18 protein-coding genes are annotated in these 14,609 nt (G+C 39.9%); 7 read left to right on the forward strand and 11 right to left on the reverse strand.

The window, feature by feature from the left end; all coding sequences use genetic code 11:
- The first annotated feature begins 25 nt into the window (after window positions 1-25).
- Window positions 26-1,393 carry an LLM class flavin-dependent oxidoreductase gene (locus RMY00_RS10645; protein WP_322647509.1) on the forward strand — a complete coding sequence of 456 codons (1,368 nt, stop codon included), beginning with the start codon at window positions 26-28 and terminating at the stop codon, window positions 1,391-1,393.
- Between the two features lie 157 nt (window positions 1,394-1,550).
- On the opposite strand, the gene RMY00_RS10650 is transcribed toward RMY00_RS10645, so the two are convergent.
- From RMY00_RS10650 to RMY00_RS10675, 6 genes are all read right to left on the reverse strand, one after another.
- Window positions 1,551-2,579 carry an aliphatic sulfonate ABC transporter substrate-binding protein gene (locus tag RMY00_RS10650; RefSeq protein ID WP_322647510.1) on the reverse strand — a complete coding sequence of 343 codons (1,029 nt, stop codon included), beginning with the start codon at window positions 2,577-2,579 and terminating at the stop codon, window positions 1,551-1,553.
- Between the two features lie 44 nt (window positions 2,580-2,623).
- Window positions 2,624-3,673, reverse strand: coding sequence for an aliphatic sulfonate ABC transporter substrate-binding protein (locus RMY00_RS10655; RefSeq protein ID WP_322647511.1), 1,050 nt, complete (start codon window positions 3,671-3,673; stop codon window positions 2,624-2,626).
- Between the two features lie 354 nt (window positions 3,674-4,027).
- A complete protein-coding gene (locus RMY00_RS10660) occupies window positions 4,028-4,627 on the reverse strand; it encodes an arsinothricin resistance N-acetyltransferase ArsN1 family B (RefSeq protein WP_322647512.1) in 600 nt (199 codons plus the stop codon).
- A 28-nt stretch (window positions 4,628-4,655) separates the two neighbouring features.
- Window positions 4,656-5,015 carry a VOC family protein gene (locus tag RMY00_RS10665; RefSeq protein WP_322647513.1) on the reverse strand — a complete coding sequence of 120 codons (360 nt, stop codon included), beginning with the start codon at window positions 5,013-5,015 and terminating at the stop codon, window positions 4,656-4,658.
- A gap of 57 nt (window positions 5,016-5,072) precedes the next feature.
- Window positions 5,073-5,393, reverse strand: coding sequence for a hypothetical protein (locus RMY00_RS10670; RefSeq protein ID WP_322647514.1), 321 nt, complete (start codon window positions 5,391-5,393; stop codon window positions 5,073-5,075).
- A gap of 389 nt (window positions 5,394-5,782) precedes the next feature.
- Complete coding sequence (locus RMY00_RS10675; RefSeq protein ID WP_322647515.1) at window positions 5,783-6,472, reverse strand: class I SAM-dependent methyltransferase; 690 nt, start codon at window positions 6,470-6,472, stop codon at window positions 5,783-5,785.
- Window positions 6,473-6,683: 211 nt separating this feature from the next.
- Between RMY00_RS10675 and RMY00_RS10680 the strand changes: the two genes are divergently transcribed.
- The 4 genes from RMY00_RS10680 to RMY00_RS10695 all read left to right on the forward strand — a co-directional run bounded on the left by RMY00_RS10680 (window position 6,684) and on the right by RMY00_RS10695 (window position 9,945).
- On the forward strand, window positions 6,684-7,751 hold the full coding sequence (locus RMY00_RS10680) for a sulfonate ABC transporter substrate-binding protein (RefSeq protein WP_322647624.1): 1,068 nt from the start codon (window positions 6,684-6,686) through the stop codon (window positions 7,749-7,751).
- Between the two features lie 84 nt (window positions 7,752-7,835).
- Window positions 7,836-8,555, forward strand: coding sequence for a pyridoxine 5'-phosphate synthase (locus tag RMY00_RS10685; protein ID WP_322647516.1), 720 nt, complete (start codon window positions 7,836-7,838; stop codon window positions 8,553-8,555).
- Window positions 8,556-8,666: 111 nt separating this feature from the next.
- Window positions 8,667-9,212, forward strand: coding sequence for a protein-tyrosine phosphatase family protein (locus tag RMY00_RS10690; RefSeq protein ID WP_322647517.1), 546 nt, complete (start codon window positions 8,667-8,669; stop codon window positions 9,210-9,212).
- 43 nt (window positions 9,213-9,255) lie between these two features.
- Window positions 9,256-9,945, forward strand: a complete 690-nt coding sequence (locus RMY00_RS10695) for an SAM-dependent methyltransferase (RefSeq protein WP_322647518.1) — start codon at window positions 9,256-9,258, stop codon at window positions 9,943-9,945.
- 65 nt (window positions 9,946-10,010) lie between these two features.
- On the opposite strand, the gene RMY00_RS10700 is transcribed toward RMY00_RS10695, so the two are convergent.
- From RMY00_RS10700 to RMY00_RS10720, 5 genes are all read right to left on the reverse strand, one after another.
- Window positions 10,011-10,340 carry a type II toxin-antitoxin system PemK/MazF family toxin gene (locus RMY00_RS10700; protein WP_322647519.1) on the reverse strand — a complete coding sequence of 110 codons (330 nt, stop codon included), beginning with the start codon at window positions 10,338-10,340 and terminating at the stop codon, window positions 10,011-10,013.
- A complete protein-coding gene (locus tag RMY00_RS10705) occupies window positions 10,328-10,588 on the reverse strand; it encodes an AbrB/MazE/SpoVT family DNA-binding domain-containing protein (protein WP_322647520.1) in 261 nt (86 codons plus the stop codon). Before RMY00_RS10705 ends, RMY00_RS10700 begins: the two co-directional genes overlap by 13 nt.
- Window positions 10,589-10,826: 238 nt before the next feature.
- Window positions 10,827-11,060 (reverse strand): DUF4926 domain-containing protein, encoded by a 234-nt coding sequence (locus RMY00_RS10710; RefSeq protein ID WP_322647521.1) that lies wholly within the window; start codon window positions 11,058-11,060, stop codon window positions 10,827-10,829.
- A gap of 236 nt (window positions 11,061-11,296) precedes the next feature.
- Window positions 11,297-12,391, reverse strand: a complete 1,095-nt coding sequence (locus tag RMY00_RS10715) for a hypothetical protein (RefSeq protein WP_322647522.1) — start codon at window positions 12,389-12,391, stop codon at window positions 11,297-11,299.
- Window positions 12,392-12,534: 143 nt separating this feature from the next.
- Window positions 12,535-12,750, reverse strand: a complete 216-nt coding sequence (locus tag RMY00_RS10720; protein ID WP_322647523.1) for a KTSC domain-containing protein — start codon at window positions 12,748-12,750, stop codon at window positions 12,535-12,537.
- A gap of 192 nt (window positions 12,751-12,942) precedes the next feature.
- On the opposite strand from RMY00_RS10720, the gene RMY00_RS10725 reads away from it, so the two are divergent.
- Window positions 12,943-13,794: an ABC transporter ATP-binding protein gene (locus RMY00_RS10725; protein ID WP_322647524.1), complete on the forward strand. Its 852-nt coding sequence runs from the start codon at window positions 12,943-12,945 to the stop codon at window positions 13,792-13,794.
- Window positions 13,751-14,605, forward strand: coding sequence for an ABC transporter permease (locus RMY00_RS10730; protein WP_322647525.1), 855 nt, complete (start codon window positions 13,751-13,753; stop codon window positions 14,603-14,605). The genes RMY00_RS10725 and RMY00_RS10730 overlap by 44 nt, the downstream gene beginning before the upstream one ends.
- Window positions 14,606-14,609: the final 4 nt, after the last annotated feature.

A 14,609-nucleotide genomic window follows, 5' to 3' on the forward strand; every position in this document is an offset into this window, starting at 1 on the left:
TCACACATTCAAAATTCAAAAAAGCATGAGTACGAAAAAACCTCAACTTAGACTAGGTGCATTCTTGCCAAGCACTGGCCATCATGTTGCGTCATGGCGACACCCTGAAGCGCCAGCTGATGGTGGTTTGAACTTTCAACATTATAAAAGGCTGGCACAGACGGCAGAACGCGGCAAATTTGACATGATCTTCTTTGCCGATGGCGTGGCTGTGCGAGACCGCAATCAAGGAGCCGACGTTTTGAGCCGCAATGGTAAACTCGTCCACTTTGAACCTCTCACCCTATTGTCGGCGCTGTCTGTGGTGACAGAAAACATTGGTTTGACGGCGACAGTATCGACTACATACAACGAGCCTTATCACCTCGCCCGCAAGTTTGCATCACTGGATTATCTCAGTGGTGGTCGTGCCGGTTGGAATCTTGTGACTTCTGCCACTGAAGCTGAAGCGCTAAACTTCAATCGGGAAAAGCACATGGAGCATACGCTACGTTATGAGCGTGCCAAAGAGTTTGTGGATGTTGTCACCAAGCTCTGGGATAGTTGGGAGGATGATGCTTTCTTACATGATAAAGATTCAGGTATTTACTTCGATCCAAATAAACTGCACGTTCCCAACCACAAAGGCGAGCATTTTTCAGTGCGCGGCCCGCTAAATGTAGCGCGTCCTATCCAGGGTTATCCAGTCATCATTCAAGCTGGATCTTCCGAGGATGGTAAGGATCTTGCTGCACAAACTGCGGAGGTAATTTTCACTGCCCAGCAGACTCTGGCAGAAGCTCAGGCATTTTATACAGATGTGAAGGGGAGACTGGCTCAATACGGACGCTCACCTGAGCATCTTAAGATTATGCCTGGTGTATTCCCAGTCATCGGCAAAACTGAGCAAGAAGCTAAGGATAAATTCGATCAGATTCAGGAGTTGATCGATCCGGTGGTCGGCTTAAATTTACTTGGCTCAATGATCGGTGGATTTGATCTGTCCGGCTATCCGTTGGACGGGCCTTTGCCGGATCTACCAGAGACTAACGGCGGCAAAAGCCGTCAGCAACTTCTGACTGACTTGGCTCGTAGAGAGAATCTAACAATTCGACAACTGTATTTATGGATAGCCGGAGCGCGTGGGCATCGTCAAATTCTGGGCACACCAGAACAGATTGCCGATCAACTAGAAGATTGGTTTATCAATGGCGGGGCAGATGGATTTAACATCATGCCACCTTGGTTGCCCGGAGGATTGGATGAGTTTGTTGACTTGGTAATTCCTGAATTGCAACGTCGCGGTCTGTTCCGCACAGAGTATGAAGCACGAACCCTGCGGGAAAATCTTGGTTTACCTCGTCCGGTAAATCAGTTTAGCAAAGTTGCTACTCCTGAAGTGGCGATCGCTTAACTTTATTTAACTTACGGTTAGTTCAAACATACAAAAATAATCTACAATTCTGCGTAGTCTGAACATCCGGAATACAAATCTCTTCATCGCTATAAAAGGAGTTAAAAAAGGTGTATTTTTTTGACTCCACTTCCCTTCAATATCGTTATCACCAAAGTTAAGGTTTGATTTCTGCTGGGATTATCGCAGCATATTCTTCAGGAGAAAGAGTCACATCTTTAACATTAATCTTCTTGGTAATGAATTTTTGCTTATAGAATAAGTCAGATATCTCTTGCTGTCCTGCTATCACCTTATCGGTAATCGGTCGCAAGCCAAAACGCCGCCGTTTGACTATTTTTTCCAATGTTGGCAAATCAAGCTTGGTATCACGCCCAACAATTTCAGCAACTTCTCGTGGATTTGCTTCAGACCATTTGGCTAATTTGTACACTTCTTCAAGGACAATTTTTACTAATTCAGGGTTCTCTTTAACGAAGCTACGTGCAGCTATCCAATAGCCTCCTTGGGTCGAAAGGCCTTTAGCATTACGGAGAATCCGAACCTTTTCTGTTTTTTGAAATATAGCCAGGTGAGGATCGCCTAATACAGCTGCATCAATACTCTTACGCAATAATGCTGCACGAGTTTCTGGTGCTATGAGATTGAGATGTTTGACATCTTTGAGTTCTAGTCCTCCTTCCTGCAAAGCTTTGACCACAAAGTACTGACTAGCAGTAGCTCTCTGAAAGGCGATTTGCTTACCTTTTAAATCAGCTATAGTCTTGATAGGAGAGTCTTCTGGTACTACGATCGCCGAACCCTCACCAGTACCGGGTATAGTATTAGCAAGCAAAACAAAAGGAATACCACTCGCTTGGGCAAAGATGGGTGGAGTTTCACCAACAGCACCGATATCCAAACTGCCCACATTCACTGCTTCTAAAAGCTGTGGCCCGGCGGTAAATTGTGCCCACTCTACCTTAATACCCAATGGATTCAAGCGTTTCTCTAAAACTTGTCTCGACCTAGTTATATCCGCAGCAGTAAAATATCCTATTCGTAACACCTTCGTTTTAATGCTATTAGAAGCAGCAACGGCGGTTTTTTCTGGTGTATTCGGTGTCTTGCAACTAACTAGAGTCGTAGATAGGGTAAAAACTCCAGCCATTAATAATATTAGAAAGTTGTGTTTTTTAGTTACCATAGTGTAATGTCAATTTTTTGATATTTAAGGTTGGCTGTAAATGCTTAAGGCTTAACTTCCGAAGGGGTTAAAGCCGCATATTGGTCTGAAGAAAGTGTCGCTTCTTTAACATTGATTTTCTTAGGAATGAATTTTTGCTCATAGAACAAATCAGCAATTTTCTGCTGTCCTGATAAAACTTCTTCACTAAGGGGTCTTAATGTGTAAAGCCGACGTTTTGATACTATTTCTAATGTTGGAACATCAATTTTTGCTTCCGGCGAAATTAATTCGGCTACTTTACGTGGGTTATCTTCAGCCCATTTGCCGATGTTATTAACCTCTTCTAAAATGATTTTCACTACCTTAGGATTATCTTTGACGAAATTACGCGAGCCTAACCAGTACCCTCCTTGGGTAGTAATCCCCTTACCATCTCGGATAATCCGAATACTACCGAGTTTTTGAAATAGGGCAAGGTGGGGGTCGCCAATTACAGCTGCATCAACACTTTTACGTTCAAATGCTGCACGAGTTTCTAATGGTGTGAGGTTAATGTGTTTAATGTCGCTCAGTTTCAGCCCTGCTTCTTCCAAAACTTTCAGAACGAAGTATTGCTGTGCAGTAGCTCTTTGAAAGGCTATTCCTTTGCCTTTGAGGTCAGCTATTGTTTTAATTGGAGAGTCTTTATCAACTACAACAGCAGTTCCCTCACCAGTACCAGGTTTGCTGCTAGCAACATAAACGAAAGGAACGCCAGATGCTTGGGCAAAAATAGGCGGAGTTTCACCAACAAAGCCAAAATCTACACTTCCCACGTTCATCGCTTCTAGAAGTTGCGGCCCAGCAGCAAATTTTGACCACTCTACAGAAATACCCAGTGGAGTTAAACGTTTTTCTAACAATCCTTTAATCTTGAGTAAGTCTCCAGCTGTCATATAGCCCATGTGTAAGACCTTTGTCTTAGTGCTATTAGAGGCGTTAGCGGCTTGTTCTGGTGTACTTGGTGCTTTACAACTGACTAAAGTCGTAGATAAAGTGAACACTCCACCTACTAAAAACAGTAGAAAGTAATTGAATAGCTTGAAGTGAGATTTGCTTGATATTTCTACCATAATGCAGTGGTAATTATTTAATGTTTTCGTTTCTTGAATACTTAATTTGTGCCCTTTGCACTACTGGCAATTGGCTGGAAAATGAAATAAGAGTTGTAGCTGATAAATTTAATTCAGCAACTTTGTAAATGGGACATAATCTCGATTAAATTTTAATCTACGGTAAATCAATCGATTTACAGTATTTACTGGTTGCACGGATATTATCATAGACTTCTGTAAGAATCAAGCGGCAAATATAGCAACGCTTCTAAGACAAGTTTTCTGTGTATAGTTGGTATCAGAATGTTCTATTGCAGATAAATTTAGGGGAAATTATGTATAAATGTTAAGTAGCTGCAAGCAACACCAATGTTAAATACGAAGTTGCCAGAGTCCACTTCTTAAAGTTTGATTCCATAGAGACAATTTTTGAACTTCTACTAAAGAAAGAGGTGAATGTATCGGTAGGGGTAGCTCTTGTTGCAGAGATAGTTGCCACCATCCGATATCGTGCCACTCACTAAATTTATACCCAACTCTGCGAAATACACCTACAGATATAAAACCGACAGCCTCATGCACAGCGACACTTGCGGGATTAGGTAAAGCGATTGCAGCAAAAACGTTATAAAATCCTTGGAGTTGCAGCAACCCAAAAAGGGAAGTGTACAAAGCTTTGGCAACCCCTTTTCTGCGATGTTCAACATTTACGTATACGGATGATTCTACAGACCATTGGTAAGCGGCACGAGTCCGGTAGGGAGTAGCATAGGCATAACCAAGAATCTCACCATTAATTTCACACACTAGCCAAGGCATCTGCTGTTGATAATTCTGGATGCGCCCCTCAAATTCCGCTTTGCTAGGAGGCTGTATCTCAAAGGAAATTGAAGTTTCCCGCACAACTGGCGCATAAATTGTCAACATTTGCAATGCATCGCTTTCATTAGCTAGTCTGATTGTAGCCTTCACAGCACATCCCTTTTGGGCTAAAAATTAATCAAGCAAACTCAACATACTCAATAATGGTTCCATCAGGATGCATTGCTCGCATATTAGCTCCAGTGGGAACTTTGTTAGGTTCCGACAGAATCACTGCACCCTGCTGAATAAGTGCTTCTCGAAAATCATTGAGTGAGTCAACAAGAAATGTTGCATGTGTACTCTTGAATGAAGAGAGTGCTTCTGCTGAACCAGCAATTAAAAGAATAGAACCCACACCTGCGAGTTCCAACTCAGCTTCGGAATATTGAAACCACAACCAACATTTTTCTGTAAAGAGGTTTTCATAGAAAGCGATCGCCTCATCTAAGTCTATCGGACTAAGGTAAACTCTAGTTAGTACTTTAAGAATTTGCATTGCAAACTGTCTGTTAGGCAGCAAGTGGATTTTATTTTTTTACTTCAGCAACCATAGTTAACTAAGATTGATCAATAATTTATCTTCCATCTTTAAAAGGTCTTCAACTCTTTGTTCACCTAGCTCTAGATAACGTTGTTCGTTGTCAATTAAAATACATTTCATTTCTACTCCTTTAATCCTATAAAAGTCATCTGTATAGCTATCACCAATATATATACATGATGAAGCATCAGTATTTGGTACAACTTTGCATAAAACCGTGGCGAATAGAGCATTAAAACTGAAAGGCAAAGGTTGGTACACAGAGAAGTCGGAGTTAAGCAAAAACCGGAGTGGAGGTTTCTGCCAATCTGGATTTTTCAAGAGAGGCTTCATATCATGTCCGCCTAATTAGTTATAATTCCCGCATCTATGCAAAAACTAGGAAAACTTCTTTTCCCCTGCTCCCAGCAAGAACTGCTCCCCTGCGGTCTTAATGATAAGTCTTTCACCGAATACGATATCATTAGGGACTTCCAAATAGAGGTAAGTTTCCTCTGGGTTTAGGGAGGATCAAACTTTAAGCCAAGCGTATTAAGAAATGAACTTCTCCTGTAATTGCGGCTATGCAAACAGTCAGAACGCAGAGTCTTGATTATAAAGTCGGGATGATACTGAACCTAGTAGTGTATAATATGTATTTAAAATCAATACGAATTACTGTCTTCTCTACGAGACGCACCACAAACGTAGCGTGGTGTAACTCATTAGAAGTTACCAATTATTTAAACCTTTGCTCCATGTGCATAGATAAAATAGTTATCTGTCACGTTCACTTCAGCATGAAAACCTACCTGCTTGAGCTTATGTTGAAGTTCATCAGGCTGATAAAAAATTTTGACAATCTGAAATTCTTGACCATCATTTAACTTTCGGCTTTTATATATGTTTCCGTCGTCTTTAAGAACATGATTCTTAGCCGTTGATGTTTGTTCAAAGCGAGAGTCAATTATAAATATTTGTCCACCAAGGCGAACAGATTGATAGACTTTTGTCAAAAATGAATCGAGTAATTCTGGCGGCACATGAGAGAGCCAAAAGGCAAAGAAAACTAAATTATATTCAGTGGCAGGTTCCCATGTAAATATATCTATGAGGTGATATTCAACACTCAGTGAGTTTAACTTCGAGCGATTAATTGTAATCACTTCTTCAGAGGCATCGATCGCAGTAATTTTTTTCCCGATATTTAAAAGCTCCTGCGTCCAGATACCTGTTCCACAGGCTAACTCTAAAATATCATCTACCACGCCAATTTGGTGTAATGTATTTTTGATAACAGCTACTTCATTAAACCAGCGTTGGTTGTCTTGGACACCGCGATCGTAGCGTCCTTGCCTATAGAACCACTCATCATATTCGTTAGCTCTAGCGCGATAGTACTGAATCTGTTGTTCAAGAATATTATCTGTCATCACCTGCTTACTGATTTCGTTGAGTTTAGATTTGACGTTGCTATGACTTTTGAAGGAAATTTTGTATTCAACGAATAAACTTGCATTTCAGCTTTAATTATGTGATATTTTTATCATTCTATAATAATACGGTAAATCAATAAACTTGCCGGAGTTGTGCCGGACTTTTGCTGTAGTCTGATATTAATTTCCCCTTTCAAGCAGAGTAATGATGTTGACTAAGTTCTTTTTAACCCGACTGTTGGGTATGGCTTTTGCCTGCCTCCAAAGGTTCCAACAACGAAGAATCCGCAATTTTTCCCTACTGTTTGCAGTGGGACTTAGCTTAACTCTGGCTATCTCTGCTTGTTCTCCAAGCGCAAGCAACAATGGCACACCGCAGACAACCCAAGCCCCCAGTCCAGCAGCTAGCAGTATCACAGTTCGCATAGGCTACCAGAAAGCGTCAACTGTTCTCTATGCGCTCAAGACAAGAGGAGAATTAGAAAAAGCTTTCGCAGCTTCAGGAACTTCCGTCACTTGGTCAGAATTTCCTGCTGGGCCTCCACTTTTAGAGGCATTGAATGCAGGCAGTATTGATTTTGGCTATACCGGAGAATCACCACCTATATTTGCTCAAGCTGGGGGTATTCCTTTGGTTTATGTTGCCTACGATCCTTGGAGTCCCAAGGCTGAAGCTATTCTGGTGCCTAAGGATTCACCTATTAAAAGTGTGGCTGAACTCAAGGGTAAAAAAGTGGCTTTTGCCAAAGGTTCTAATGCTAACTACCTATTAGTGAAAGCGCTGGAAAAAGCAGGGGTACAGTACAGTGACATTCAACCAATTACTCTCACTCCCGCCGATGCTCGTGCTGCCTTTGAGAGGAAAAAGGTTGATGCTTGGGCAATTTGGGACCCGTACTTAGCCGCAGTACAAGCAGCAACAGGCGCACGTACCTTAGTAGACGCGACGGGATTAGCTCCCAATCGTGGTTATTATCTGGCTGCAAAATCTTTCGTTGATGCCAAGCCAGATTCTTTGAAAATAGTTCTCGATCAGGTGAAGAAAGTTAGTGACTGGGCAAAAAATAATCCTAGTGAAATTGCTAAATTTCTTTCCCCAGCTTTGGGTATAGATGCTCCTGTGTTGGAAATCGCAGAAAAGCGGCGTGAGCATAATGTACTTCCGCTCACAGATGAAGTGATTGCGAAACAACAAGAGATTGCAGATACCTTCTACAAGATTAAATTGATTCCGAAAGAAATCAAAGTTAAGGAAATTGTTTGGCAAGGCAAATAAAATAATTAGTAATTGATAATTTTTGAATTACGGATTAGCCCATTTATTATTTGCCAGTGACACAGTTTTTGGTGAACAGGTAATATGACGAATCTCAGCGTTAACCTTAACAAAGTCGCTTTACTCAGGAATGCTCGAAATTTTGGTAGACCGAGTGTGATTGAAGCGGCTTTGACCTGTATGAAAGCTGGCGCACAGGGAATCACAGTTCATCCACGCCCAGACCAGCGACATATCAAGCCTGAAGATGTTGATGCCCTGGCGCAGGTATTAACTGTTGAGTTCAACATAGAAGGTAATCCGTCACCTCAATTTTTAGAGATAGTCCAAAAAATCAAACCAACGCAGTGTACCTTAGTTCCCGATGCACCTGATGCTTTCACATCAGACCACGGATGGGATCTGGGTACAGATGCTTCTTGGCTCAGACCAATCATTCGAGAGCTAAAAGACCTCGGTGTTCGAGTCAGCTTGTTTATGGATACTGACTTAACTCAAATTCAACGTGCTAAAGAGATTGGAAGCGATCGCATTGAGCTATATACAGAACCTTACGCGACAGCTTTTCGTAACGGCAATGTAGACTCTGTATTTCAAGACTACCAAAAAGCAGCACATAAAGCTCAGGATATTGGTTTAGGAGTGAACGCTGGGCATGATTTAAATCTGCAAAACTTAGAAAAATTCTGTACAATTTCTGGCATACTTGAAGTGTCTATTGGTCATGCTCTGATTGCCGATGCTTTGGAAGTGGGATTATTTACTGCTGTGCAAGAATATTTAAAAATCTTATCTTTTAACTAGATTTAAACCTTTTTCATAATAGGGTAAAACACTATATATTTTACTGCATAAATAGTCCGCCAAAGTATTATATTTAATCAAAAACAAGATTCAGAAATCAGACAGTTAAATATGTATAAGTTTGCCCCAGCTTGGGAGAATGAGCAAATAGTATTTGGTGCTGCGCGACCTGGATACACTAATAATAAGGTTCAGGATTGGATACAATTCATGAAGTGCCAAGATATCAAGCGGGTTTGCTGCCTTCTTCCTAATCAACAGCTAGCTTCTTACTCTAATCTTCTGGACACCTACAAACAGGAATTTGGTAATCAACTAGTGTGTTGGGCACCAATTGAAGATTTCCATCTATGTGATTTAAAAACCCTCACACATAAAATACTTCCTTTCTTAATAGAAGCAGATAAAGAAAATGAGAAAGTCGTTGTTCATTGCTCTGGTGGAATTGGGCGTACTGGACATGTGTTAACGGCATGGCTAGTTAGTGTCCGAGGATTATCAAATCAAGCAGCGATCGCTGCTGTCAAAAAAACAGGTAGAAATCCTTATGAAGCTGCGATCGCTGCTGTGTTTAGAGGTAGAAATCCTTTGACAGTTGTAAAAGAACTTGAGATGCTTTTGAATGATTGCCGTCTCGCAATGAATAAAACATTTTGATGCTATCATCCTGTTTAATCAGTCTATTGACAAGGTAAATTGTATGGCAATGGTTCTAGATAAAGTAGTTCCTTTTGGGAGATCAATGGATGAATATATAAAAATATTCAATTTAACAAATGCAGATTTAAATAAAAGAATCATTGGGATTGGGGATGGGCCAGCAAGCTTCAATGCAGAAATGACACGTCAGGGTAAAAGTGTAGTCTCTGTTGATCCACTATATCAATTTTCTGGTGATGAAATATTGCAAAGATTTAATGAAGTAGTAGATAACATCATTAATCAAGTCAAGGCTACAACGAATGATTGGGTATGGAGCTATCATAAATCTCCAGATGATTTACGACACAATCGAGTGAAAGTTATTCAAGAATTTTTATCTGATTATGAAACTGGTAAAAAAAGTAACAGATACGCAATCGGTAAATTGCCAAAATTAGCTTATGATAATCAAGAGTTTGATATAGCTCTTTGTTCGCATTTATTATTTTTATATTCAGACCATCTCGATTACGATTTTCACTTAAATTCAGTAGGTGAGATGCTGCGTATTGCTAAAGAAGTCCGAATATTTCCTCTCATAACTTTAATGTGGAAATATTCACAACACTTAGATGAAATAGTAAAATATTATACCTCCAAAGGTTACAAGATAAATATTGAAAAGGTTGAATACGAATTACAGCCTGGTGGAAATAAAATTTTGAAGATAACCAAAGATATTATATAATTCATACCCATAGAAAATTGGTATAACTATTACGGTGGAATCTCATAACCATTGGGTATGTACAATTATTCGGCAAATATTTCAGCTAAGCTATCTAAAACTGCTTTTTGTTCATCAGAGTCAATCTGACCTAGCTTTTTGACTAATCGAGTTTTGTCAACTGTACGAATTTGATCTAGAACGATTTGCCCATCCTTACCCTGAAACTGACAACCAACACGAGTCGGATAAGACTGTCCTTTAGGTGTCATCGGAGCAACAATAACCGTGGCAATATATTTATTCATCTCATCTGGTGAAATTACTACACAAGGTCTTGTCTTCTGAATCTCACTGCCAACCATTGGGTCGAGGTTAACCAAAAACACATCAAATCGATTGACTACCACTCCCATTCTAGATGTTCCCACTCTGTAGTTACGCCATCATCGAGCAGTGCATCGTCGTGTTGCTTCGCCATTCTTGCAAATGCTTCTTCCCACCCCTTACGCGATTGAGAGGCTGCACGGACAATTAGGTGACAATCTTGAATTTCAATTTCTACCTCTTCACCAATACCACTTTGTTCCAGCAGAAGTTTAGGAATGCGGATACCTTGAGAATTTCCAATTTTAACAATACGGGTTCTAATTGCTGTCCCCATGAGGATACTTCTCCTTGATTGTAATTACATTGTGATTACTAATCAGGTTTTTGTCAACAAGTGCTCAATTTATCAATAATTTTTAATACGTAGGCGTAGCCAGCCGTAGGTATCGCTCTCAAAATTACCAGATGCGATCGCTTTGCTGGTATATGTTTAATATGCTCCAGCGTCCCCCCGTGCGGTTACTTGATAAAGCTGCGATCGCTCTTAGCACAACTACTTATGCTGTCACCATTTATCGTACTGAATTAGGGGATGCTGGCTCAAAATGTAACACCATAATTTGCTCTGGGCGTAAACCGACAGATTCATAAGTACGGCCAGAGCGATCGCTAAATTCCACTTCAAAAGCAGCACCGCCAGCTAATAATTTTACTACTGTACCAACTTGACCACGGTACAGGTTGTATTCAGGCAGATCAATTGTCAGTGCTACTACATCCAGCAACTTGATTGTACTTTTATTCATCTTGTATTCACTTCCAAATACTTACAGAGAATTAAATCACTTAGGATTGCTATAGGAATCGTACTTGAATCTTGCTAAGTATAATGAAAAACAAACCTTTGTATGGCAAGCTTCTAGCCAATTTGGTTTTTCAGAAATCAAATATGAGTTCTATATAGAGCCTTCCATATTCTCAAAAATTTCATGCAAACAAAAGATTGTATAGTAAGCAATCTCATTGCCTAAAATCAGAAATCTTACGAATTTATGTCTTTATATGTTTTCAAAATCCGAGCAGCAAGTTGTTGAAATTGTTCTTCAGTACCTATATTAAGAGGAAAAAACTTCAGACGTTCTATTATATCAGGCGCATTCCCTATCAACGCTAATTTGATATAACAAAGATATATGAATGCTACTTCACAAGTAATAAAGCCAAAGTTATTTCTATTGCTTGCACTAATCCATAACACAGCAAAGTCTATAATTTGGTCTCTATATTGTTCTAAATCTCTTTTGATTTCCTCAATATTAGAGAAACCTGAAAAAATTAGTCGCTCTATTATATCAGATTCAACAGCTTGATTTTCGTAGAGACGTACATTTATTTTGGTAGATATAGTTTTACTTATTTCTTTAACTAAAGGTTCTCTTTGTATAAACTCTTTAATTGACTCTATATCAATTTTCACATTGCTCAAATTATTTTGATTTATACTATCTTCTACCTGACCTTTGTAGTCCTCAATTGCATTACGAAGATGTTTAAATTCCTCATCAGCCCCTTCGAGAAGTCCTGCAAGACGGTAAAATCTTCGCTGAATTGGTTGGGGAGGTGAATTTTTGCTTTTGTATCCAAGGTCATGTTCTATCTCAGCCCAGGTATGCTGAAGAATTGAACGGATTTGTATTTCAAAACGAAAATTTGAAATTGAAATATTTTCAGGTAATTGACCTCGAGTATCAGACAAAGAAGCTACATAATGAAGCGAAAGATAGCCAAACTTATTGGGTTCTAAAACTTTTCTTTTATCAATAGAATTTTGTTCATCAATCTTAAATTCAGATTCAATAATTTTTGCAACTTCATCAACAGTATCAGAATAAAGGGTGATGACTCGAAAACCAACAATATCAGTTATATCTCTTAAAGAAGAGTACTTGTTTTTACGCTCTATTTTCTTGCTAAGGCTATCCTTTGATTTTATTCTTGAACTTATAGTATGAATATTTGCTTTATTTGGTTCTAAAAGATCCTTTAAAAGTTCTTTTATCTTTGTTTCAAGTTTATCGAGTATTATCAGGCTGTTATCATACTCATTGAAAATGTTGTTTTGCACGTTATCAGTCATGGTTATCCCGTTTAGTGTAGTGTTATATCTCTGAACAGCATACTTTCAGAAAATATTAGGACTTACGCAAAACTACATACTGTAGCGGCAATTCATGAATTGCCCCTACCTGAGAATCAGGGTTTCGGCTATTTTTTGCGTAATTACTGAATCTGTTGGTAAGGAAACTTTCCTTTTTTAATGTAAGTGTCAAGATAGTTACCGTGAGAATCCGCACTCATCAATCCAGTGTACAAGGACTCCGGTACACTAGAGTACTGATAAACAGAACCTTTCAGGAACTCAACCTCCAAAATTTGTTGTTTTGTGTCGTAACCAATAGAAGCAATGTTTGATGATGAAACAGAAGTTCTTTGCATTATTTTTATCCCGGCTATATTAACTTTGTTTACAAAGATACTAGCAATATTACCCTACAGGTATTAGTAATATCACTGATCTAGTAGCCACTTACTCTGATTCAAATTTATTCCAGAAGTCTATTGACTTCTAGTAAATCTATTGAGAAGCTAATAGTTAGATTTACTAATTAATAGAAGTGCATCAAACTTGTGACAATACTGACGGGCAAAATAAATCGATCGCAACCTCCTAGCGAACCAAAACCTTTGATTTTGGAAACTCAGGGACTCACACGCCGTTTTGGGAAGTTCACGGCGGTTAATAACCTGAGCATATCTGTGGAACAAGGCGAAGTATTTGGACTGCTTGGCCCCAATGGTGCAGGGAAAAGTACAGTTCTTAAGATGTTGACAACCTTACTGCCTATCAGTGCAGGGAAAGCAACCTTAGCTGGCTATGATGTGGCTCGTCAATCTAATCCTGTGAGGCGGGCTATCGGCTATGTACCCCAGGCGCTCTCTGCTGATGGTAGTCTCACGGGTTACGAAAATCTTTTAATCTTCGCCAAGCTGTATGGAATACCTGCCAAAGGACGCGATCGCCGTATCTATGAAATTCTAGAATATATGGGTTTGCAAGATGCGGCGAAACGCTTGGTACGAAACTACTCTGGTGGGATGATCCGCAAGCTGGAAATTGGCATATCAGTTCTCCATCAACCCCAAATTTTGTTTCTTGATGAGCCGACTGTCGGACTAGATCCCATAGCTCGAACTCAAGTATGGCAGCTTGTACTACAACTCTGTGCTGATTACGGCACAACTATATTTTTAACAACCCACTTTTTAGAAGAAGCGGATAGCTTATGTAACCGAGTGGCGATTATGCAGCAAGGTGAAGTCGTTACCACAGGTACACCAACCGACTTAAAAGCTTCTTTAAATAACCCAAATACAACTTTGGATGATGTCTTTATTCACTATACAGGCGACCAGTTAACATCAGGAGTCAACTACCGTGACACAGCAAGAACCAGACGTACTGCTCAACGGTTGGGTTAAATCACCACCCACTGTCCAAGTAAATTTGATCTCTGCAATTAAAGAACTAGTTACAAAAACCCTGGCGATCGCAGAATTAGAAATACGTAAACTCCGCCACGATCCCACTGATTTAATAGTTCGAGCTGTGCAACCAACCTTATGGCTCCTAATCTTTGGGCAAGTTTTCACCCGCACTCGCGCGATTCCTACGGGGAACTTACCCTATTTAGATTTCATTTCTGCTGGCATCTTGGCTCAGAGTATTTTGTTTGTGGCAATTTTCAGTGGTGGAATGACGCTAATCTGGGAGCGAGATTTAGGCATTGTCCATAAATTTTTAGCTAGTCCTACGCCTCGTGTGGCGATGGTGTTGGGCAAAGGTTTAGCATGTGGGGTACGGTGCTTATCTCAGGTAATATTCATTTACGGATTGGCATTTTTATTAGGTGTCAAACTAAATCTTTATCCTCTGGCTATTCTCCAAGTACTGCTGCTAGTCATACTGGGGGCGGGAACATTTTGTATTTTTTCATTAATTATTGGCTGTTTGGTGAAAAGCCGAGAAAGGATGACGGGTATTGGACAATTGTTAACCATGCCGTTATTTTTTGCGAGCAATGCCATCTATCCCATCTCGTTGATGCCCAGTTGGTTAAAATTGATTTCCCATTTAAATCCGTTGACTTATCTGGTTGACGGGTTACGTAGCACCATGCTGCTGAATGGCACTAGCATCTATGGCTTTGGTCTGGATTGTACAATTCTCTTATTCACATTAATAATTTTGGCCATCCTTGGTGGAAAACTTTATCCACGGGTGGCCATGTAACTAG

This window comes from Nostoc sp. ChiVER01, from assembly GCF_034531155.1.
GTDB lineage: Bacteria > Cyanobacteriota > Cyanobacteriia > Cyanobacteriales > Nostocaceae > Nostoc.